This is a genomic window from Salmonella sp. NW38 (assembly GCF_051807745.1).
GTDB classification, from domain to species: Bacteria; Pseudomonadota; Gammaproteobacteria; order Enterobacterales; family Enterobacteriaceae; genus Salmonella; species Salmonella enterica.
The window spans coordinates 18,611-40,305 of record NZ_JAMMTO010000011.1; the positions used below are offsets into that span (position 1 = coordinate 18,611).

The following is a 21,695-nucleotide window of genomic DNA, read 5'->3' on the forward strand; positions in this document are numbered from 1 at the left end:
GTGCAACTTATTACCCGGCTAACGGTCTGAGGTGCAGTGATTCTCGCATGAAAAAGGATTTTACCATGAAGAAAATTGTCTGCGCCGTCGTTGCGCTCCTGCTGACCCTACCCGCCTGGGCGAAGCTGAACGCCCATGAAGAAGCGCGTATTAACGCCATGCTGAATGCGCTGGCGCAGAAACAGGATCTGACATTCGTTCGTAACGGTGATGCGCATAACTGCGAGGAAGCCGTATCGCACCTGCGCTTAAAACTGGGTAACACGCGCAATCGTATCGACACCGCCGAACAGTTTATCGATAAAGTCGCGTCGTCGTCGTCCATCACCGGAAAACCCTATATCGTAAAAATTCCTGGTAAAAGCGATGAAAACGCGCAGCCTTATTTACATGCGCTTATTGCGGAAACGGATAAGAATGTTGAGTAAGAAAAAATCATAATGCCAGGCGTGTTACTGTGGTTTTTTAAAGGCGTTATCGCGCTTCTGTTAGCGTTTGCTGTAGGGTTAACCGTTTACTATTATCTGGAAATTCGTCCCATAGCCCAGACCGCATTACAGAGCGCCTCTTTCTGGTTGTCCGAATCGCCGCAGACGCATTTTTTGCGCCGCGCTGCGGCCAAAATACACCCCAAATCTTATACTGCCAGATTGCTCTATACCCAAGCCGGCGTGGATGGGCATTTCAGGACCGCGATCTGGGTGTTCTGGTTGGACAGCCTGTACCGCGACGACGAGCTGTATGCCATGATGCTGGCGCAAGCGTATTATGGCCGGGATTCGCAGGGTAACGCGGTTTACGGTACGAAAAATGCGGCGTTAACGTTATTTCACGTACCAGTGACAGAGATGACCTGCCAGCAACAAGTACAACTGATTTATATGTTTAAAGCACCGTCACTTTACCGGCCTGGTTCAGCCAGGCTGGTAGAAAGCAGCAAGCATTACATGACGCTTTGCCAGGAACAAATACAACAATAAAAACAACAGACGAGCTTTTATTATAAAAGACGGCGGTAATGCGCTGGCGCACATAGAAAATCGGCAGGATATTCCCACTTGTCAAAGGCGGCCGTTGCCTGTGTTTATTCCAATCAGTTGAACCCGTTAGTTTAAATCCCTGCCCCCTGGCTGAAATGCTCTTCACCAAACACGCCGGTAGACAAGTAACGGTCGCCGCGATCGCAGATGATCGCCACCACTACCGCGCCGGGCGTGGCTCGTGCGACGCGTAACGCGCCCGCTACCGCGCCGCCAGAGCTGACGCCGCAGAAAATGCCTTCACGAACGGCCAGTTCACGCATGGTGTTTTCGGCATCATTCTGATGAATATCCAGCACCTCATCTACCAGCGAGGCGTTAAAAATGCCCGGCATATATTCCGCAGGCCAGCGGCGAATGCCCGGAATACTGCTGCCCTCTTCCGGCTGCAGGCCAACGATAGTGACCGGCTTTTCCTGCTCGCGCAGAAAACGCGACACGCCGGTAATGGTACCGGTCGTCCCCATACTGGAGACAAAATGGGTGATGCGACCTGACGTTTGCCGCCAGATTTCCGGGCCGGTGGTCGTGTAGTGGGCGTAGGGATTATCAGGATTATTAAACTGATCGAGCAGTTTGCCCTCGCCTCGTTCAGACATAGCGAGCGCTAAATCGCGCGCCCCTTCCATTCCCTGCTCTTTAGTGACCAGAATCAGTTCCGCGCCATAGGCCCGCATTGCCGCCCGACGCTCCTGGCTCATGTTGTCCGGCATCAACAGCTTCATGCGATAACCTTTCAGCGCGGCGATCATCGCCAACGCAATGCCAGTGTTGCCGCTGGTCGCTTCAATCAAGACATCGCCCGGTTTAATTTCCCCGCGCTTTTCCGCCTCGACAATCATCGATAGCGCCGCGCGATCTTTCACCGATCCTGCCGGATTATTGCCTTCCAGCTTGACCCAGATTTCACTGCCATTATCCGGCGCCAGACGTTGTAATTTGACCAGCGGCGTATTGCCGATGGTTTGTTCTAATGTATTCACGTTTTCAGCTCGTAAAAAAGCCCGGTATGCGTAGCGCCACCGGGCGATAACTATACAAATTAACCTATCAGGCCGATTGCGCCAGAGCAAGTTCCTCTTCACGCGTTTCAATACGCTGGTCGCCGTTATACAGACGCGCTTTTTGCAGTCCAACAAACAAACGCTCGCCGCGAACCGGAACATCCTCACCCGCCATCACCACCGTCAGCGGATCGTGATACCACCCCAGCGGCTGTACCACTAACTGTGTATAATGACCTTTCGGGCTGGCCTCAATGACCTGTACTGGTAGCGGAGAATCCAGGCTGGTGCGGCGGCTAATATCCACCTCCCACGGACGCAGGAACAGATCGACCGGCCCCTGGTACGCGGGCGTATAACCCAGCGGCCAGCGATGCGCGCCAACGTGAAACTGCCCGCCGCGGACGGTGCCTGTCAGGCGGTTCACCTCGCCCATAAACTCCAGTACGAAGCGGGTTGCCGGTTCACGCCACACCCGATCCGGCGCATCAGCCTGTTCGATATTGCCCTGACTCATCACCACCACCCGATCCGCCACTTCCGTCGCTTCTTCCTGATCGTGGGTGACAAAGACGCTGGTGAATTTCAGTTCTTCATGTAGCTGGCGCAACCAGCGACGTAACTCTTTACGTACCTGGGCATCCAGCGCGCCAAAGGGTTCATCCAGCAGTAGAATTTGCGGTTCCACGGCAAGCGCGCGCGCCAGCGCCACGCGCTGTTTTTGTCCGCCGGAAAGCTGGGCGGGGAAGCGATCCGCGAGGTGCGCCAGTTGCACCATCTCCAGCAATTGCGTCACTTTAGTTTTAATCGCCGCCGCAGTTGGGCGGTCGCGTCGCGGCAGCACCGTCAGGCCAAAAGCGATGTTGTCAAACACCGTCATATGGCGAAACAGCGCATAGTGCTGAAACACAAAACCGACTTTACGCTCACGCGCGTGCAGGCGGCTAACGTCCGTACCGTGGAAACGAATATGGCCGCTGGACTGATGTTCCAGCCCGGCAATAATGCGCAGCAGCGTCGTTTTACCGGAACCTGACGGCCCCAACAAGGCAACCATCTGGCCGGAAGGAATATCCAGCGAGATATCATTCAGTACCTGAGTGCGACCAAACGATTTCTTAATTCTGGCGATCTCAATGCTCATGATTTTCCTCCTGTTGCGCGCGTTTTTCCTGATTCTCCAGACGCCATTGCAACATGCTCTTCAAAAACAGGGTAATAATCGCCATTAGCGTCAACAATGCGGCGGCGGTAAAGGAGCCGACGGTGTTGTAGTCCTGCTCCAGTAATTCAATCTGTAACGGTAGCGATAACGTTTCGCCGCGAATCGAGCCGGACACCACCGACACCGCGCCAAACTCGCCAATCGCGCGGGCGTTGGTTAACACCACGCCGTAGAGTAGCGCCCAGCGAATATTCGGCAATGTCACGCGGCGAAACATTTGCCAGCCGGATGCGCCCAGTAAAATCGCCGCCTCATCTTCCTGACTGCCCTGGCTGAGCATCACTGGCACCAGTTCGCGCACCACAAACGGACAGGTGACAAAAATAGTGACCAGTACCATCCCCGGCCAGGAGAACATCATTTGCAAATTATGCTCATCCAGCCAGCCACCCAACGGGCCGTTGGAACCATAAAACAGCAGATAAACCAGACCGGCCACCACTGGCGAGACGGCAAAGGGAATATCCAGCAGGGTCAGCAATAGCTGACGTCCGGGGAAGTTAAAGCGCGTCACCAGCCACGCCAGCAGAATGCCGAACACCAGATTCACCGGCACTGCGATCAAGGCAATCAACACCGTCAGCCAGATGGCGTGCAGCATGTCCGGATCGGCCAGATTTTGCAGTACCGGCATTAACCCTTTGCTGAACGCCTGCACGAAGATGTAAATCATCGGCACCAGCAGGATAAACGCCGAGACCAGCATCCCGACGCCAATCAAAAACCACTTTCCCCAGTTAATGCGGGGGACGTCGTATCGCTTCAATTGAGTCACTTCCGTCATTAATGACCTACCACACGTCGACCAAAGCGACTTTGCAGAGTGTTAATTGAGAACAGCAGCAGCAGTGATGCCGCAAGGATCACCGAGGCAATGGCGCTGGCGGCGGGGTAATCAAACTCCTGCAAACGCACAAAAATCATCAGCGAGGTCACTTCTGTTTTCCAGGCGATATTTCCGGCGATAAAAATCACCGCGCCAAACTCGCCCAGGCTACGGGTAAAAGAGAGCGCCACGCCGGCAATCAGCGCAGGCGACAGCTCAGGCAGCACGACTTTGCGAAAACTTTGCAGGCGGGTGGCCCCCAGCGTTTGTGCCGCTTCTTCATATTCCGGCCCCAGCTCTTCCAGTACCGGCTGGACGGTTCGTACCACAAATGGAATGCTGGTAAAGGCCATCGCTACCGCAATACCGAGCCAGGTATAGGTCACTTTGATATCAAACTGCGCAAGAAACTGACCGTAGAAACCGTTCACTGAGAACAGCGAGGCCAGCGTTAACCCCGCCACCGCTGTCGGCAGCGCAAACGGCAGATCCATCAGCGCATCCAGTAACGTGCGCCCTGGAAAACGGTAGCGGGTTAAAATCCACGCCATCAGCAGGCCAAACACGCCGTTAAAAATCGACGCCACAAATGCCGCCAGCAGCGTCACTTTATAAGCAGCCACCACCTGTGGGTTGGTCACGACATCCCAGTATTGCGACCAGCTCATCTGTGAGAGCTGCATCACCAGCGCGCTCAACGGCAACAGCAGGATCAGGCAGACAAACAGCAAACTGGTGCCGAGGCTTAACGTAAAGCCGGGCAGCACGCGTCGGGAAGAAACGGCAAGCATTACTTACGCCCCGCCGCCAACAGTTTGTCCAGCTCGCCGCCGCTGGCAAAGTGCGTTTTCATCACTTCCGGCCAGGAACCAAACTTGTCTTCCACGCGGAACAGTTCGGTCTGCGGGAATTTATCTGCTTGCTTGCCCATGATTTCCGGGTTATTCACGCGGTAGTAGTAATGGGTGATGATGGTCTGCGCCTGCGGGCTATACAGCCAGTTCAGGTAAGCTTTGGCGGCTTTTTCTGTGCCGTTGGCCTTCACGTTTTTATCCACCCAGGCAACCGGGAATTCAGCAAGAATGTTCGTTTTCGGGATCACCACTTCAAATCCCTGGGCTTCATATTGTTTGCGGATGTTGTTCACTTCCGATTCAAAACTAATCAGCACATCGCCCAGACCACGCTCGGCAAAGGTAGTCGTAGCGCCGCGACCGCCGGTATCAAACACTTCGACGTTTTTCAGGAACTGGGTCATAAACTGTTCGGTTTTGGCTTTATCGCCGCCGTCCGCGTTATCCGCCGCGCCCCATGCCGCCAGATACGTGTAACGGGCGTTGCCGGAGGTTTTCGGGTTAGGGAAAATCAGCTTCACGTCGGAACGTACAAGATCGCTCCAGTCGTGAATATTTTTCGGGTTCCCCTTGCGCACCAGGAAGCCCATCGTGGAATAGAATGGCGAACTGTTGTTCGGCAGACGGCTTTGCCAGTCGGCAGGGATCAGTTTGCCTTTATCATGAAGAATCTGTACGTCGGTCACCTGATTGTAGGTCACGACGTCTGCCTTCAGTCCCTGCAAAATCGCCAGCGCCTGTTTTGATGACCCGGCATGAGACTGCTTAATCGTCAGCTTATCGCCGCCGTTATCCTTCGCCCATTGTTGCTCAAACGGCGGGTTAAGGGCGGCAAACAGCTCGCGGGAGACATCGTATGAGCTGTTCAGCAGCTCCGTTGCCTGCGCCTGCCCTGCCAGTAACAGCATTGCTGCCAGCGTCAGGGGTCTCTTTTTCAGTAAGTTAACGGCCATTGCGCACCCTTATAAATTTAATGACTTTCTTATGGTCATCATATTTATAACCAGCGCTAAAGGAGTAACGGTTTTATATACCGTTTGATGATTTGAAAGTTGAAAAGGGAATAAGAGAATCCCTCCCCACGCGGCGCGGGGAGGAGACCGGCATCAATCAGACGCCTACGCTTACGCTTTCAGGCAGGGTACTGCCGCCATCAATGACGTTTTGCGTTCCGGTAAGATAGCTGGACTCATCGGAAGCCAGAAATGCCGCCAGTTCCCCTACTTCCAGCGGATCGGCAAGACGGCGTAGCGGAATAGCTTTTGCCATTTCCGTTAATACCGATTCCGGATCGTCAGGGTTAGACTGACGGGCAATGCTTTCCGCCATCGGCGTTCTTACATAACCGGGGCAAATGGCATTCACACGAATACCGGACTGCGCATACTCTACCGCCAGCGATTTGGTTAAACCGACAATGGCGGCTTTTGACAGCGCATAGGCCGTTTCACCCGGGTCCGCCACCATATCTCCCGTGACGGAAGACATCATCACAATGCGGCCATCTTTACGTTTAATCATCTCCGGCAGGACGGCTTTGGTGACGTTCCAGACACCTTTAATATTAATATCAATGTGGAAATCGCGATCTTCTTCACTCATATCGAGGAAGTTGCCCAGACGGCACACGCCAGCGTTATTCACCAAAATATCAATTCTACCTTCAGTCTCTTTGGCGCGCGCAACCGCCGCCTGCACCGAAGCAAAATCTCTGACGTCAGCCTTAACGGCAGTACAGCGATGTCCGCGCCCGCCCAGCTCATCCGCCAGCTTTTCAATCTCATCGGAGATATCCAGCAAGATTAAGTTCGCGCCGTGGCGTGCGAATACGCGAGCGATCCCTTCGCCAATGCCCTGCGATGCGCCCGTAATCAATGCTGTCTTGCCCGTGAGTTTACCCATTTTCAATGTCTCCTTTTGAATATGGAGTCTTACACTCCATTAACACTGAAAATACAGTAATAACAAATAAGTGCTGAGGAATAGCTCACTAATTCAGGTAAATATTAGGTAAAAAAATCCCCGCGGAGGCGGGGATGGGCATTTTTATGCTGTTCTGCCTGATGGCGCTGCGCTTATCAGGCCTACCAATCGTAGGTCGAATAAAGCGTTTGCGCTGCCATCCGACAGGGTTTTACCTTATAGCGCTAACAGGCGATCCAGCGACGGCGCAAAATAGTAGCCGCCAGTCACCGGTTTGGTGAAGCGCAGCATCGCGTCGCGTTTACCGTCGGTATCGCCGAACATACTCAGAAGCTGCTGTTCGATATTGTGCAGGCGTGCGCAGTAAGCGCAGAAATAGAGACCATGAGTACCGCTGGCGGAGCCGTATGGCAGGCTCTGGCGCACAATCTTCAGCCCTTTGCCATCTTCTTTGAGATCCACGCGGCTCAGGTGAGACGTTGCCGGACGCGCATCGCCGTCAATCTCTTCATTGGCTTCTTTGGTACGCCCAATCATCATCTCCTGATCGTGAATACTCATCCGGTTAAGTTGCTTGAGATTGTGTTCCCAACGTTGCACGAACACATAACTGCCGCCGGCATCCACGCCATCTTTGATCACCGCCACTTCACGACGCGTCTCTTCGCCCGCTGGGTTCTCTGTCCCGTCGACAAAGCCGCTCAGATCGCGTTCTTCCACCCAACGGAAGCCGTGAACTTCTTCTTTCACGTCGATACAGTCGCCGAAGGCTTCCATCGCCGCCTGGGCAACAGAAAAATTCACATCGTGGCGCAGGGAAAGGATATGGATCAGCACGTCATACTGCGTGGCCGGCGCCAGCCCTTTACCATAAGGAATAAAATCTTTCAGTTCTTCCGCCCCGACGCCGCCGCTCAGGGCGCGCCAGGTGTTGTTGCCAAACGCCACAACGGCCCCAAGATGGGCGTCCGGAAATTTGACTTCGAAGGTCGCCAGTTTATCGGCAAATGTTCTGCTGGCCGCGCGCAGGGCGTCCAGGTCGCCTTTCACATTGGCTTCAATCCAAATTGCCGCACGGCAATGTTCCGGCAAAATGCCACTTTGAACCTGAGACATGATTCCTCCTGAAAATGAGAATGCCACGCAGTCGTGGCATTAATGGAGGCTATTTTACCTTGTTTTTAAGCGAAGCGGTTTGTTCAGGCGCAAATTAACGACGCCAGATAATTTTGCGCACGTCCCAGTTTTTTAAGATGTCATCAGGAGGCATTAAGCCTTCCGGTCCGCTCCACTCGCCGGAGAAAACATAGCTAATATGCTGACTTCCCTCGGCTTTACATTCGACGCTGGTATGGCTATCGCTGGAAACCGGCTCGCAGTGACCAAACGCTTTGCTATAAAGGTCGCTAAACGGCGTACCGATTTTGCCCCCCGCGGCGGTTGGGATATCGCTGTCCAGCACATCAATACGGCTCACGGTTCCCTGCTCGCCGTTGATCACCATCGCGACATTGTCGCCCTTCATCGCTTCGAAAAAGCGCACCACGTTGCCGTTATCGGTTTTCATACCGCTACGCAGGCGATAATCGCCATCTAATGCCTCTGCAATAGCCGGCTCTTCCAGCGGCGTGGCGGCGGTCAGCGCTCCCACGCCTTGCTCAGTGACTTCTGTCGAGGAACCAAACCAGTTCCATGGATTTGCGGCAGACCAGTTGACCGAGGAGAGCGTTGAGCAGCCGGTCAGCGCCAGCGGCAGTGCGAGTAAAGTCAAACGCAGCGATTTCATCTCACTTCCTTTCTTTTATTAATTAACGTTGGTTGGAGTGCGGGTTCGCCAAAAAGTGCCGTTATTCTTTCTCAAGGGAAAAACAGGCACGCAAACGTTGATTGGTTAACAGCCAGATCAGCGCGACGATGTCCGCCAGCAGCAGCGCCAGCCCGACGCCGTTGACCGGGTCGCCACCCAGCCACATCACCGGCAGCCAGCACAACGACACCAGTTGAGCAAGGATCAGGAGTCCGCGCAGCCAGCGCCACACACCAGGAACCGCTTCACGCCGCCCGCTGAGTAAAAATGCCACTACCGCCGGAACGCCGGGCAACAGCCCCAGCCAAAAATTGTCATGGTCGGGATAAAAAAAGTTTAACAAAGTATTACCCTGTCCACGGGATGAACCGGCAATGACAAAGAGTACCCAGGCGCGCGCCTGAAGTAGCAGTACGCACCAGAACAGAAACGGCAGGCGTAAACGTCCGTGTACATCATAATCGGCTGGATGAAACTCAGTACTCTTCATCTTCAATCAGGCGTTTACCCAAACTTAGGGCGTCAGAATGCTCATACCCCAGACGTTCATACATGCCCAGCACAACGTCGTTATCATCACGCACCATAATTTGGATTTTCGGACACCCGCGGGCGATGAGTTTTTTTTCCAGCCGGTTAAGCAACGCATTCGCAATGCCGCGCCCGCGGAACTCCGGGTGAACGCCCAGGTAATACGCCGAGCCGCGATGCCCGTCATAACCGCCCATTACCGTACCGACGACTTCGCCGCTAACTTCCGCAACGAGGAACAAGCTGACATCGTGATTCACCTTGCGTTCAATATCCATTTCAGGATCGTTCCATGGACGCAGCAGGTCGCAACGCTCCCAGAGGGTGATCACCTCTTCGAAATCTTCCTGGCGAAAAACGCGTATTTCCATGGTATTCGTTGCCTTTTCGGGTGGAAAAACCAAGATTATGGCGCAAACATCTGATTCAGCCAATATCTGACGCGATGTAGCGGAAAAAATGGCATAATGGCGATGTGTCACGTATTGAAATGAAAAGTAAAACAATTCTCATCACCAACCGTCGTAACGGATTACGCGATACGATATAACATCTTGAACTTAATTTTCACAACTCAGGCCGTATGAGCACTTTTAAACTCCTAAAAACTCTCACATCGCGCCGCCAGGTACTCAAAACAGGTCTGGCGGCCCTGACGCTGTCAGGTATGTCGCACGCAATAGCCAAAGAAGAAACGCTAAAAACCAGTAATGGTCACAGCAAACCCAAAACCAAAAAAACCGGCAGTAAACGGCTGGTGATGCTCGACCCCGGACACGGCGGCATCGATACCGGCGCGATTGGCCGCAACGGTTCTCAGGAAAAACACGTCGTGCTGGCAATTGCCAAAAACGTGCGCGCTATTTTGCGAAATCACGGAATCGATGCGCGTTTAACCCGGACAGGGGATACCTTTATTCCGCTGTACGATCGGGTGGAAATCGCCCATAAGCACGGCGCGGATCTGTTTATGTCCATTCATGCCGATGGTTTTACCAACCCGAAAGCGGCGGGCGCTTCCGTTTTTGCGCTTTCCAACCGCGGGGCCAGTAGCGCCATGGCGAAGTATCTCTCCGAGCGTGAAAACCGCGCGGACGAAGTGGCGGGTAAAAAAGCCACTGACCGGGATCATCTATTACAACAAGTTTTGTTTGATCTGGTGCAAACCGATACGATTAAAAACAGTCTGACGCTGGGTTCGCATATTCTCAAGAAAATCAAACCTATACATAAATTACACAGCCGCACTACCGAACAAGCGGCTTTCGTGGTGCTAAAATCACCGTCAATTCCGTCGGTACTGGTCGAAACCTCGTTTATTACCAATCCGGAAGAAGAACGCCTGCTGGGCACGACGGCGTTTCGCCAGAAAATCGCTACGGCGATCGCCAACGGCATCATCAGTTATTTTCACTGGTTTGATAATCAGAAAGCACACACGAAGAAACGGTAATCATGAAACCCGATGCACATCACGTAAAACAGTTTCTGCTACGCCTGCAGGATGATATTTGCCAAACGTTATCCGCTGTGGATGGCGCAAACTTTGTCGAAGATAGCTGGCGACGCGAAGCGGGCGGCGGCGGACGCAGCCGGGTATTACGCAACGGCGGGATTTTCGAACAGGCGGGCGTTAATTTCTCTCACGTTCACGGCGATGCGATGCCCGCGTCCGCCACCGCGCATCGGCCAGAGCTGGCCGGGCGTAGCTTTGAAGCGATGGGCGTATCGCTGGTGGTGCATCCGCACAATCCGTATATTCCCACCAGCCATGCTAACGTGCGCTTTTTTATTGCCGAAAAACCGGGCGCCGATCCGGTGTGGTGGTTTGGCGGCGGGTTCGATTTAACGCCCTACTACGGCTTTGAAGAGGATGCCGTTCACTGGCACCGCACCGCCCGCGACCTGTGTCAGCCGTTTGGCGACGATGTGTATCCGCGCTATAAAAAGTGGTGCGACGACTACTTTTTCCTCAAGCATCGTAACGAGCAGCGCGGTATCGGCGGCCTGTTTTTTGACGATTTGAATACGCCGGATTTCGACCACTGTTTTGCTTTTATGCAGGCGGTCGGTAACGGCTACACCCAGGCGTATTTACCGATTGTCGAACGACGCAAAGCGATGGTCTGGGGCGAGCGGGAGCGTAATTTTCAACTTTATCGCCGCGGGCGCTACGTGGAGTTCAACCTGGTGTGGGACAGAGGCACCCTGTTTGGTCTGCAAACCGGCGGGCGCACTGAATCTATCCTGATGTCGATGCCGCCGCTGGTGCGCTGGGAGTACGACTGGCAGCCGGAAGCGGGTAGCCCGGAAGCGGCGCTGAGCGAGTTTATTCAGGTACGCGACTGGGTGTAACTTATTTATAAAGTAAAACAATGCAAACAAATACACGGAAAGTAGTAACCAGTGACGCCAAATGGCATCCCCATCTGGGTATAAGTTTTATTGGCTGCCTGCTTGCCATTACGCTAGAAATATATTTTGAAGAAAGAATATTCATCCCTCATAGCGGAGGGGTGAGCTTCGGTCTGATCGTGCTTCTGGTTATCAATATGGTGACCATCCCTGTGGTCATGGCCCTGATAGCATTACTCTGCTTTATTATTCATATTCCGCGTAAAAGCGTTAACTGTATCTTGCTATGCATACTGGCATGTATTTTGACGATAGCCGGTTTGTTTATCGCCTATCCGGTTGGTCGTTGAATAAAAGCAGGCTCGTAGAAATAAACGAGTTCATTGTAGATAAAGAACTCGGTAATTCGCATTCTGACCTGGTAGTGTTGTACGGCATATAACACCGTTTTCGCCACGGCCGTTCCTAATTCACCCACGACCTTCTCACAGCTCGGCGGCCACCCGGCCTGGGTTCAGGATGCGGAATATCCAACGTGCCCAACGTGCGCGCAAACGATGATGTTCCTCGCACAAATAAGTTATGAAGATATTGAGAAATATGCCGATGGAATGCTTTACGGGTTTATCTGCGGAGACAAAATTGCGCGCGGTTCCCCGGAGGCGGCGCTGGCGCGCCTTGTCCGGGCTACCAACCACAGACAGCAGCGAATCCGTAGGCCCGGTAAGGCGCCAGCCGCCACCGGGCAATTCCCGACACGCGCACGTTATCAGCAACCGGAGATCCTACCCATCAATATCAAGCCCATTGCCGCATCCGTTGATGCAGCGTCAACGACGGTTTTTCGGCAAATAATTGCTGATAATCGGTGGCAAATTGCCCCAGATGCCAGAATCCCCACTGCATCGCGGCATCTTTGACCGTGGTGCTCTGCGACCACGGGCTAATCAGTTCCCGGCGTACCGCGTTTAAGCGAATACGTTTCAGCCACGCATTGGGGCCAATGCCCAAAATGGCGTGAAACGCATTTTGCAGCGTGCGACGGCTTACGTGTAGCTGGTTACATAAGTCGAGCACCGTCAACGGCTCCGACATATTTTCCAGCACATATTCCCGCGCCCGCGACAGTAGCCTACGATATCCCTGATGGCTGATGCTCTCGGCGCTATGAATCGGCTTCGCCTCTTCCAGCATCGTGCCCATCGCCAGCAATAAATTATCACTCAAGACCTTACGCACCGCAGGTTGATGCAGGGTTTCAGGACTCTCGCTGAAGGTGGCCAGCGCCTGCTGCACAAAGCCCCACAGCGCCGCTTTATGCTGCTCTTTTACCTCCAGCGCTAACTGGTTACGCAGCATATGCAGCACCCTTTCCGGGTTATGCAAAAACGTGGCCTGACGGGAAATAACATCTTCCGAGATAACGACGCCCAGAATGGTGTAATCATCCGGCGTGCTCAGTTCAAACTCGGTGCCTCCCGGTCGGGTGGCAATCTCGGCGCTGCCGAGCCCCTGCGCGCCGATAAATCCCTGTTCGCCGCGCGTCGCCGGAATACCAAACCAGAAAGAGTTTGGCCAAACCAGACACGACTGACGCAGCGCCAGGCCGGTGTATTCACGGAACACCTGAATCTCATCAAGCAGGATTTCCGTGAACTCGCCATGAAATTTACCCGGGTGTAACTGATCGTAGATCTGCTGCCAGGCGGTGATAGTCAGAGCATGTTCATAGACATCCGTCGTCCGTCGCTGATGAACATTGTCCACCTCGACTCTGGGCGTAAGTTTAACGTCTTCGGGTAACGCTTCATGATAAAGATGGTGCAAATTCGCTGTACGGGTCTTTTTCATGATCTTCTATGCCGGACGCCCGCCAGGACGCCCGGCCCTCCGACAGATTAATTTTTGATGCGATAGCGACTACTGCGTTTACGCAACGCTCCGTCAGAAAAGAGTTGTTCCAGCACGTTTCTGGCCTGCTCCAGCGGCCAGCCAAAATGCGCGGCAACCTCTCCCGCCGTCATTCCCTGGCGTACTGATGCCAGCAGCGCCAGTAACGCTTCAGCGAACTCAGGCGTTGCGGGTACCTGGGGCGCTTTCTCAGTCGGCGTTGTCGCACGCGCAAACCCGCCAATCAGCCACTGGGTGTCCTCTTCCGGACGACCAATTTCTTTGCGGCTAATCACACGGCCTGTGCGCTGCGCGGCGGCGCTTCCGGCATCCAGCGCCGCACGACACGCCGCCAGATCGCCCTCCACCACCAGCGTGAGCCTGCCAGGGTCGAGCACTTGATGACTGAGCAAACGCACGTTGGCCGCTTTCAGCATGGCATCCGCCGCATCGACGGCGGCGACCATTCCGTCCACTTCCAGTAATCCCAGGGCATTGATCATTGGCAGCCTCCGTTACGCACGCTGGACAGGGTTACGGGCGATATCCAGCACGGCGTCGGTAAAGGCATTGCAGGCGGCTTTACACGCGGCCTGGCTTCCCGTTAAGAACGCGGCCGAATAGTTGGTTTCCGACGGCGGCGGCACGTAAGTCACCAGCTGAACGTCAGCGGCTTTCATCGCCGCGTCAATGCCGAATGTCGCTTCCAGCGGCGGCGCCACCAGATAGGCCATTGGATCGCCCAGCGCGATACCTGCGGTAGACGAGAGGTACGAGCCGGTACGCGAAACCACATGCGCCAGGAACGCGGTATTTTCCGCATCGTTCGCCCACTGGAACGCCGCGCCGTTTTCAATGCTGGCGACCATCGCATCCAGACCGGCGCGCACTTCCGCCGGGTTCGGTCCGCCCAGCATAATCAACACCTCACCGGCGGTCGGCGACGGCCCGTGAGCCGCCCCGGCATAGAGGGAGCGACCATAGACCACTTCCACCATCGCCTGTTTTGTCGCTTCATCAGCGGCAATATAGGTCACATCATCAGAATCTGCCGTGATGAGTCCGAGGCTACGGATATGTGGCGGTAATTTAAGTTCCCGCGCAAAGCCGTCATTCACGGAGGCAATCACGCGCATGGCAGTCACTGAAGGTCGAATCAAATCTAATGCAGGCATGATGTCTCCTTAACGGGTCATGTTGATGCCGGACGCTTTCTGCTCCAGCATCCGTTTGGCCAAATCCACAATCACGGCGGCGGCTTCTACTGGCGGCGTCCCCCCCTGATGAATGTTTGAAATACAGGTTCTGTCGGCCTCGACGGTGGTCGCCACGCGCGGGGAATAGACGGCGTAGCAGGAGAGGCTTTCCGACTGCCCCAGCCCCGGACGTTCGCCCACCAGCAGGATGACGACCTTCGCGCCGAGAATTTCGCCAATCTGATCTTCAATCTTCACGCGGCCATAGCGCACAAAGAACGGCGTGCCGACGTTCAGCCCGGCCTGCTTCAGACCGGCAAGCAGCGGCGGCAGGATCTCTTCATAGTTGGCGGTGATCGCATCCGTAGAGAGGCCATCGGAGACCACTACCTGCACATCCGGGTTCATCACGCACTGTGACTTCAGCGCGTCAATGGCTTCCGGACTCAGGCGACGCCCCATATCCGGGCGCGTCAGGTACAGGTTTTTGTCGCTGATCTCCGAACGCACTTCCAGCAGCCCTTGCGCTTTTACCCACTCTTCCGGCACTTCTTTGAGCACGGTGTCTTTCGAACGGGAGTGATCCGCCAGGAAGCGCAACAGCGCCTGGGTACGTGGACGCGGCCCGGCACGACCCGTACAGACACGTGCCGCAGTACTGCGACGCAGTTCGGTCAGCACGTCCGCACGATGCGGGTTCTCGACGCCAATCCAGGCTTTTGCCTCCGCAGAACCTAAATCCAGCGCGCAGCTTTCGGCCACCGTCGGCACGGCGCACTGCGGCTTTGCGCCTTCCTGCGTTGACGGCGCGGCGGGTTGCGGTACGTCCTGTCCCATTGACGCCATCACGCTACGTACAATTTCTTCAATCTGTTTTTGATCCATGGTGTTATCCCCGCGTCATCAGAAGAACAGTGACGGATCGCCCGCCCGTTTGGTCAGACGACCGTTTGCCATAATGCCCATCGTTTCCAGCCAGCATTCAAACTCCGGCGACGGCCGTAAATTCAGCAACTGACGGACGGTGGCGGTATCGTGGAAAGCGGTGGTCTGGTAGTTGAGCATGATGTCGTCGCCGAGCGGCATCCCCATGATGTAGTTACAGCCGGCAGTGGCGAGCAGAATCATCAGGTTTTCGTTAAGGTTCTGGTCGGCGTCGGCATGGTTGGTATAGCAGCAGTCGCAGCCCATCGAGATGCCGCTCAGCTTGCCCATAAAGTGATCTTCGAGACCGGCGCGGATAATCTGCCTGTCGTTGTAGAGATACTCCGGCCCGATAAAGCCCACGACGGTGTTCACCAGGAACGGATCGTAGTGGCGCGCCAGCCCGTAGTTACGCGCTTCCATCGTCACCTGGTCGGCACCAAAGTTCGCGCCAGCCGACAGCGCCGAGCCCTGTCCGGTTTCAAAGTACAGGCAGTTTTCCCCGGCGATGCGGTTGAACTCCGCCCCCACAGCCCGCGCTTCGTCGAGCATCGCCAGCTCGACGCCGAACTCTTTTAAGCCCTTCTCGCTGCCGCAAATGCTCTGGAAAATCAGTCCGCCCGGCGCGCCGCGACGAATCGCTTCAATCTGGGTGGTGACGTGCGCCAGCACGCAGCCCTGGGTCGGAATATTGAATTTATCGATAACGCCGTAAACGGTGTCGAGCACGCGGGTCAGGTTTTCCACGTCATCGGTCACCGGGTTAACGCCGATCACCGCATCGCCTGCGCCGAAAGAAAGCCCTTCGTAGATTTGCGCGGCGATACTCTGTACATCGTCACGGGTATCGTTCGGCTGCAAACGGCAGCTAAAAGTGCCCGGAATACCGATGGTGGTATTGGCTTTTTTGATCACCGGCATTTTCTTGCCGCCGTAGATCAGGTCAGCGTTGGAGCAGATTTTCGCTACTGCCGCCACCACTTCGGAGGTCAGGCCTTTGCGGGTAAACGCGATGTCGTCCACGGAGGTTTCATCGCTCAGCACGTATTCACGCAGTTCGCTGATGCTCCAGTTTTTAATCCGGTTATAGGCCGTTTCGTTGACGTCGTCCTGAATCAGGCGCGTCACGCAGTCCTCTTCATAGGCAATCACCGGATTGTTGCGGATATCCGCCACCGTCATTTCCGACAGTACCTGTTTTGCCGCTACGCGCTCCTGCGAACTTGCCGCGGCAACCCCGGCCAGCACATCCCCCGAACGCAGTTCGTTGGCTTTAGCCAGTACCTCTTTTACATCCTTAAACTGATAAACATTGCCGAACAATGTGGTCTTTAGTTTCATAAGTCGTTCCCTCAGGAAGGAAATGCGAGTGATTTCACCGTCACCGGCACAACCGATCCGCCAAAAAGAGGCGTACCAATGTCGATATAGTCTCCCGCCCGCACGACCACCTCATCGATGACCGCCAGCGGAAGTTGCGGTAACTGTGGGCGCAATAACATGCCCAGCGCTTTACCAAAATCCTGCTCGGCCACCACCAGCAGGGGATGTGGATTGGGATAACGCGCGACAAAAGCCGTCAGCGCGTTGATGACCGTGAGTAATGCGGCGTAACGCACCGGGAGCGTGGCGGGAAGCGCCAGCACGTAAGCGTCGGTTTGCGGGTCGAGATCAAGCTGGAGAAGCGCCTGCCGCCAGGCGTTCACCAGATCGGCGTCATCCTGCGGGATCGCCACCGGCAGGTTGCGCAGCGGCAGTTGGACGTCTTCCAGCCAGATAGTACTGCCGGAAAGCGAGAGCGTATGGGCCCCCGCGCCAATCACCGTGGCGCGCACGGTTTGCGCCGGAAACTGCACGTTCATCTCGCGCAGACGCGGGTGCTCATGCAGCGCGGTCGCCAGCAGCGGCCCGATATCAGAAAAGCAGAACGGATCGGCAGGTTGGTTGCGGTAGCATTCACCTACCCCACCGGAAAGGGTGATCACCTCCGGCGTAATATCGGCGGGCAGCAGCCCGGTTTGCATCAGCGATTGCGCCAGCGGCGAGAGCGCGCCAGTGATAACCTCGACGATGAGATCCGCCATCCGCCGCGCCACCTGCCCCAACTGTGCGGCAGCTAAGGCGCGAGCATCAGTACCCGAACCGAACACCTCATCGATAATCATCTGCCCCGGCTGATGGGCATAAACCACGCGCCCCTGAGCGTCGGTTTCCAGCAGGCGACCACCGACGTTAAGGCAGGCGGTGCCGCTGACTTTTCCCGCGTCAAACAGCGCGTAGTTAGACGTGCCGCCGCCGATATCAATATTCAGCACCCGGCACATCCGCTGTTCAGACAGGCTTTGCGCTCCGGCGCCGTGACCGGCAATGACTGATTCCAGATGCGGCCCGGCGCTGGCGACCACAAAGTCGCCCAGCGACTGCGAGAGCGCCATGACCGCCGGACGGGCGTTGCGGGTTTTGGCGCTTTCGCCGGTGATAATGATAGCCCCGGAGTCCACCGATTCAGGCGCGATGCCTGCGGCCTGATACTGGGCCAGAATCAGCGCTTTAAGTTCGGCCTCTTTCAGACCGCCCTGCTTATCCACGGGCGTAAAGAAGACCGGGCTTTGCCAGCTAATGTCGCGTTTGATGAATTCGTAGCGCGGCACCTGCGACACCGCCGCACGGTTAACCAACTCCAGGCGCGAGAAGATCACCTGCGTGGTGGTGGTGCCGATATCGATACCGACGCTCAGTAGCTGGCGAGTGTTCACGATTGCGCCTCCACTTCGGTTTTCACCTGGGCGGCGTCATCTTTCGGCACCAGCATCATCGCCACGCCAATCGCCGTCACGCCGCCGATCAGCTTGCCAACGATCATCGGGAAGATCATGGCGTTCATGTTGGCGGCGGCGAAGCCTAAATGGTCGCCCAGCGCGAACGCCGCAGAGACGGCAAATGCGCAGTTAATCACTTTGCCGCGGGTATCCATCTGCTTCATCATGCCGAACATGGGGATATTGTTCGCCAGGGTCGCCACCATGCCTGCCGCCGCAATATTATTTACGTTCAGCAGCTTACCGACATTCATCAACGGTTTTTCAAACCAGCGGGTCAGTAACAGCACCATCGGATACGCGCCGAGCAGCACGCAGGAGATAGAGCCGATCACTTCAATGGCGCGCATCACTTCGCCGGGTTTGTCGCCTGGCGCCATAAAGATCGGGTCGAGTCCCGGAATCAACTCCCAACCCAACAGGAATTTAACCACCGCAGCTGCCAGGCCGATGGTGATCAGCGCCACCAGAAATTTGGCGAAAATCTGGAAACCGTTGATCATTTTTTCCGGGATGAACTTCAGCCCCAGCGCTACCAGCACCGCGACGATCAATACCGGGATCATGTTCATCAGGATCAGCGCGAAGGTAAACTCCACTGGCTGACCATTGATCTGCACGCCTGAGTACATGGCGATCAATCCCCCCGCAATGCAGCCAATGGGAATGGTGACGATACCCGCCAGTACGCCAAGCGCCAGGTAGCGGCGGTCAGACGGTTCGATAATGCCGAGCGCCACCGGAATGGAGAACACAATGGTCGGCCCCATCATCGACCCAAGGATTAACCCTGAGTATAGCCACGCCGCGACATCACCGCCGGCCAGCTCTTTGGCGAGGAAGAATCCGCCCATATCACAGGCCAGCAGCGTACCCGCGAACATGGATGGGTTCGCGCCCAGCATTTCGTATACCGGGATAATAACCGGCCCCAGTACATGCGCCAGCACCGGCGCCAGCGCGGTCATACCGACCATCGCCAGTCCCAGCGCGCCCATCGCCATAAAGCCCTCTTCAAACTGGCCGCCAGACCCCTCGATACTCTTGCCGAATTTACCGAGGAAGCGCGCCGACCCGCCGAACTGCGACAGGATTCTGTCCACGGCGGCAATCAGCATAAAGAACATCATGATGTACATGATGATTTCGTTAATTCCCATAGCCTTTACTCCCTGCCATTTATGATTTGTAGGCCGGATAAGACGTTTACGTCGCCTCCGGCATTAACGCCGTGTTATTGCCGGATGGCGGTGCGAGCACCTTATCCGGCCTACAGGCATTCCCCGGCAGCCGCGTACAGATCGATAATCTGTGCCTGTGTGGCGGTGCGTGGGTTACTGCGCAGACAAATATCCTCCAGCGCGGCTTGCGCCCATGCGCTGTAGTGTTCGGGTTTGGCGCCAGCGTCAGCCAGCCGTTTGCTCTGCCCTACTTCGGCAATCAGCTCGCTCACCGCCGCAATCGCATCGCGATCGTCCGATTTCTTATTGGTTAACGCCCGACCGATTTGACTGAAGCGTTCGCGGCATACCATCCGGTTAAAGCCCATGACCGTTGGCAGCAGCATGGCGTTGGCCTGGCCGTGCGGAATATGCAGCGCCGCCCCTGGCTGGTGCGCCATCGCATGACACAGCCCCAGACCAGCGCTGGAAAAGGCCATTCCCGCCATACAGGAGGCCAGCAACATATTTTCACGCGCCGCCAGATCGTGGCCGTAACCCACGGCTTTCGGCAGCGATTTGCCAATCATCGCTATCGCGCCAATCGCCAGGCTGTCGGTAAACGGCGTGGCGTTGAGCGCGCTGTAGGCCTCAATCGCATGAGTCAACGCATCGATACCGGTCATCGCCGTCACGTTTGGCGGAACGCCTTCGGTCACGGCAGCATCAAGAATCGCTACGTCCGGCATTAGTGACGCGTGTGCCAGCACCTGCTTGCGCCCGCTGACCGCGTCGATAATCACCGTCACGTTGGTGGTTTCAGAACCGGTTCCGGCGGTGGTCGGCACCGCAATCAGCGGCAGACGCGGGCGTAATGTACTGCGCTCGGTCATGGCGCTCAGCGTCTGGTCAGGGTTAGTCACCAGCAGGGCAACCGCTTTCGCCGCGTCCAGCACCGAACCGCCGCCAAAGGCCACTACGCCGTCGCACGCCGCCTCACGCAGTTGCGCCACCGCCGCGCAGACATCGGTAATGCACGGCTCGCCTGGCGGACACGGCCAGACTGTCATCGCCACGCCTTTCATCGCCAGGCTGCGTGCCAGCGGCGCAGTCATTCCCGCCTGATGCAGGAAGCTGTCGACCATCACAAACAGATGGCTTACGCCTCGCGCTTGCGCTTCCTGGCCGCAGGCGCCGAGCGCCCCAAGCCCGCACAGCGTGACCGGCGGTACGCTGAACGTTTTCACCCGTTGCAGATTCAGGGTGTCGAATGCCTGAAACAGCGCCGTCTGTAGTTCAGCTTGCATAGAGTCCCTCCGCTTTCGCTCTCCCGCTGTTAGCTATCGCCAGCGGGGTCATAAACAGGCTGTGCTGTGGTAAATGCACCTGTAACTCCGGGAAACGCTGGCGAAATAACGCCTCCACGCCCGGCTGCATACAGGAACCGCCCGCCAGCCATAAATCAGCAATTCCTTGCCCTTCAATGTGGCGAGCAACGATCTCCGCCATTTTTTCGTACACCGGTTTCACTACCGGCCAGATCTCCTGGGCGTTGCTGCGCTTGTACTGCTCCGCCTCTTCCAACGGGATGCGGCGGTTTCCGGCGAGCGTCAGGGAGATATGATGACCACCGGTCGCTTCATCGGCGGAGTAAGTCACTTCTCCCTGCTTAACGATGGCGATCCCGGTGGTGCCGCCGCCGATATCCACCACCCCGGCGTTATCGAGCTGTAAAAGATCCGCCACCGCGGTCGGCTCATCCAGTACGTGGCTGACTTCTAACCCGGCAGACTCCAGCACGTTGATCGAAATACGCGGGTCGGTGCCTGGCGGGAACGAGGTCGCCGCGTGGGTAAAGCGGCAGCCGAGCTGCTGTTCAAGGGTGTCGAGATGGCGGCGCACGAGGGTGACGGCGCCGAAGAAATCCCAGACGATGCCGTCACGCACAACGTCGGCCCAGTCAAGGCACACCGCCACCGGCTGGGCGTTGCCGTCGACCACCATCGACACCACGTCGCAGGTGCCCAAATCGACGCCCAGCCACAGCGGTGTGTCGCTGGCGGCGGGCGTCTGGTTACACAGGGCCGCCGCTTTTTGCAGTCTTGGGGTGAGCCAGAGTTGTTCGTCGTGCGCCATGAGTC

The 21,695-nt window shown here is 56.1% G+C and carries 24 protein-coding genes and 1 pseudogene; 6 read left to right on the forward strand and 19 right to left on the reverse strand.

What is annotated here, in order from left to right; genetic code table 11:
- The first annotated feature begins 47 nt into the window (after positions 1-47).
- Together NA624_RS18280 and NA624_RS18285 are read left to right on the forward strand one after the other, a co-directional pair.
- Positions 48-428 (forward strand): YfeK family protein, encoded by a 381-nt coding sequence (locus NA624_RS18280; protein ID WP_000710734.1) that lies wholly within the window; start codon positions 48-50, stop codon positions 426-428.
- A 12-nt stretch (positions 429-440) separates the two neighbouring features.
- Entirely contained in the window at positions 441-980 is a 540-nt protein-coding gene (locus NA624_RS18285) for a transglycosylase domain-containing protein (RefSeq protein WP_001119687.1), read from the forward strand.
- 131 nt (positions 981-1,111) lie between these two features.
- Here NA624_RS18285 and cysM read toward each other — a convergent pair whose 3' ends face one another.
- The 10 genes from cysM to NA624_RS18335 form a co-directional block, all read right to left on the reverse strand.
- Positions 1,112-2,023 (reverse strand): cysteine synthase CysM, encoded by a 912-nt coding sequence (gene cysM / locus NA624_RS18290; RefSeq protein ID WP_001093875.1) that lies wholly within the window; start codon positions 2,021-2,023, stop codon positions 1,112-1,114.
- A 67-nt stretch (positions 2,024-2,090) separates the two neighbouring features.
- Positions 2,091-3,188, reverse strand: a complete 1,098-nt coding sequence (gene cysA / locus NA624_RS18295; protein WP_000021076.1) for a sulfate/thiosulfate ABC transporter ATP-binding protein CysA — start codon at positions 3,186-3,188, stop codon at positions 2,091-2,093.
- Positions 3,178-4,053 (reverse strand): sulfate/thiosulfate ABC transporter permease CysW, encoded by an 876-nt coding sequence (gene cysW / locus NA624_RS18300; RefSeq protein WP_000141289.1) that lies wholly within the window; start codon positions 4,051-4,053, stop codon positions 3,178-3,180. The genes cysA and cysW overlap by 11 nt, the downstream gene beginning before the upstream one ends.
- Positions 4,053-4,886 (reverse strand): sulfate/thiosulfate ABC transporter permease CysT, encoded by an 834-nt coding sequence (gene cysT, locus NA624_RS18305; protein WP_000881746.1) that lies wholly within the window; start codon positions 4,884-4,886, stop codon positions 4,053-4,055. Before cysT ends, cysW begins: the two co-directional genes overlap by 1 nt.
- Positions 4,886-5,902, reverse strand: coding sequence for a thiosulfate/sulfate ABC transporter substrate-binding protein CysP (gene cysP, locus NA624_RS18310; protein ID WP_000290270.1), 1,017 nt, complete (start codon positions 5,900-5,902; stop codon positions 4,886-4,888). The genes cysT and cysP overlap by 1 nt, the downstream gene beginning before the upstream one ends.
- A gap of 157 nt (positions 5,903-6,059) precedes the next feature.
- On the reverse strand, positions 6,060-6,851 hold the full coding sequence (gene ucpA, locus NA624_RS18315; protein ID WP_000517460.1) for an SDR family oxidoreductase UcpA: 792 nt from the start codon (positions 6,849-6,851) through the stop codon (positions 6,060-6,062).
- Positions 6,852-7,088: 237 nt separating this feature from the next.
- Entirely contained in the window at positions 7,089-7,988 is a 900-nt protein-coding gene (locus NA624_RS18320) for a Dyp-type peroxidase (protein WP_000084582.1), read from the reverse strand.
- 94 nt (positions 7,989-8,082) lie between these two features.
- A complete protein-coding gene (locus tag NA624_RS18325) occupies positions 8,083-8,658 on the reverse strand; it encodes an RpoE-regulated lipoprotein (protein ID WP_000838967.1) in 576 nt (191 codons plus the stop codon).
- Positions 8,659-8,719: 61 nt separating this feature from the next.
- Positions 8,720-9,169 (reverse strand): DUF2919 domain-containing protein, encoded by a 450-nt coding sequence (locus tag NA624_RS18330; protein WP_000842940.1) that lies wholly within the window; start codon positions 9,167-9,169, stop codon positions 8,720-8,722.
- Positions 9,156-9,581, reverse strand: a complete 426-nt coding sequence (locus NA624_RS18335) for a GNAT family acetyltransferase (RefSeq protein ID WP_000406008.1) — start codon at positions 9,579-9,581, stop codon at positions 9,156-9,158. Before NA624_RS18335 ends, NA624_RS18330 begins: the two co-directional genes overlap by 14 nt.
- A 212-nt stretch (positions 9,582-9,793) precedes the next feature.
- Here NA624_RS18335 and amiA point away from each other — a divergent pair, with 212 nt between their 5' ends.
- The 4 genes and pseudogenes from amiA to NA624_RS18355 all read left to right on the forward strand — a co-directional run.
- Positions 9,794-10,663 (forward strand): N-acetylmuramoyl-L-alanine amidase AmiA, encoded by an 870-nt coding sequence (amiA, locus tag NA624_RS18340; RefSeq protein WP_000102880.1) that lies wholly within the window; start codon positions 9,794-9,796, stop codon positions 10,661-10,663.
- A gap of 2 nt (positions 10,664-10,665) precedes the next feature.
- On the forward strand, positions 10,666-11,565 hold the full coding sequence (gene hemF, locus NA624_RS18345) for an oxygen-dependent coproporphyrinogen oxidase (RefSeq protein WP_000801343.1): 900 nt from the start codon (positions 10,666-10,668) through the stop codon (positions 11,563-11,565).
- A gap of 20 nt (positions 11,566-11,585) precedes the next feature.
- Positions 11,586-11,915, forward strand: coding sequence for a hypothetical protein (locus NA624_RS18350; protein ID WP_001194342.1), 330 nt, complete (start codon positions 11,586-11,588; stop codon positions 11,913-11,915).
- A 75-nt stretch (positions 11,916-11,990) separates the two neighbouring features.
- Positions 11,991-12,197 (forward strand): annotated as a pseudogene (locus tag NA624_RS18355) (DUF1963 domain-containing protein); the annotation flags it as partial.
- Positions 12,198-12,363: 166 nt separating this feature from the next.
- Here the strand turns inward: NA624_RS18355 and eutR are convergent.
- The 9 genes from eutR to eutJ form a co-directional block, all read right to left on the reverse strand.
- Positions 12,364-13,416 carry an HTH-type transcriptional regulator EutR gene (gene eutR, locus NA624_RS18360; protein ID WP_000753666.1) on the reverse strand — a complete coding sequence of 351 codons (1,053 nt, stop codon included), beginning with the start codon at positions 13,414-13,416 and terminating at the stop codon, positions 12,364-12,366.
- A 47-nt stretch (positions 13,417-13,463) separates the two neighbouring features.
- On the reverse strand, positions 13,464-13,958 hold the full coding sequence (gene eutK, locus NA624_RS18365) for an ethanolamine utilization microcompartment protein EutK (protein WP_000606266.1): 495 nt from the start codon (positions 13,956-13,958) through the stop codon (positions 13,464-13,466).
- Between the two features lie 12 nt (positions 13,959-13,970).
- Positions 13,971-14,630, reverse strand: a complete 660-nt coding sequence (eutL, locus tag NA624_RS18370; RefSeq protein ID WP_001111054.1) for an ethanolamine utilization microcompartment protein EutL — start codon at positions 14,628-14,630, stop codon at positions 13,971-13,973.
- A 9-nt stretch (positions 14,631-14,639) separates the two neighbouring features.
- Positions 14,640-15,536 (reverse strand): ethanolamine ammonia-lyase subunit EutC, encoded by an 897-nt coding sequence (gene eutC / locus NA624_RS18375; RefSeq protein ID WP_000372336.1) that lies wholly within the window; start codon positions 15,534-15,536, stop codon positions 14,640-14,642.
- 18 nt (positions 15,537-15,554) lie between these two features.
- The gene (gene eutB, locus NA624_RS18380) at positions 15,555-16,916 is read right to left on the reverse strand and encodes an ethanolamine ammonia-lyase subunit alpha (RefSeq protein WP_000769988.1); all 1,362 of its coding nucleotides are present in this window, start codon (positions 16,914-16,916) and stop codon (positions 15,555-15,557) included.
- Between the two features lie 11 nt (positions 16,917-16,927).
- Positions 16,928-18,331, reverse strand: a complete 1,404-nt coding sequence (eutA, locus tag NA624_RS18385) for an ethanolamine ammonia-lyase reactivating factor EutA (RefSeq protein WP_001097518.1) — start codon at positions 18,329-18,331, stop codon at positions 16,928-16,930.
- Positions 18,328-19,554, reverse strand: coding sequence for an ethanolamine utilization protein EutH (gene eutH, locus NA624_RS18390; protein ID WP_000512360.1), 1,227 nt, complete (start codon positions 19,552-19,554; stop codon positions 18,328-18,330). The genes eutA and eutH overlap by 4 nt, the downstream gene beginning before the upstream one ends.
- A 110-nt stretch (positions 19,555-19,664) precedes the next feature.
- Entirely contained in the window at positions 19,665-20,861 is a 1,197-nt protein-coding gene (gene eutG / locus NA624_RS18395) for an ethanolamine utilization ethanol dehydrogenase EutG (RefSeq protein ID WP_001147506.1), read from the reverse strand.
- On the reverse strand, positions 20,851-21,690 hold the full coding sequence (gene eutJ, locus NA624_RS18400) for an ethanolamine utilization protein EutJ (RefSeq protein ID WP_000929678.1): 840 nt from the start codon (positions 21,688-21,690) through the stop codon (positions 20,851-20,853). Before eutJ ends, eutG begins: the two co-directional genes overlap by 11 nt.
- Between the last annotated feature and the right edge of the window lie 5 nt (positions 21,691-21,695).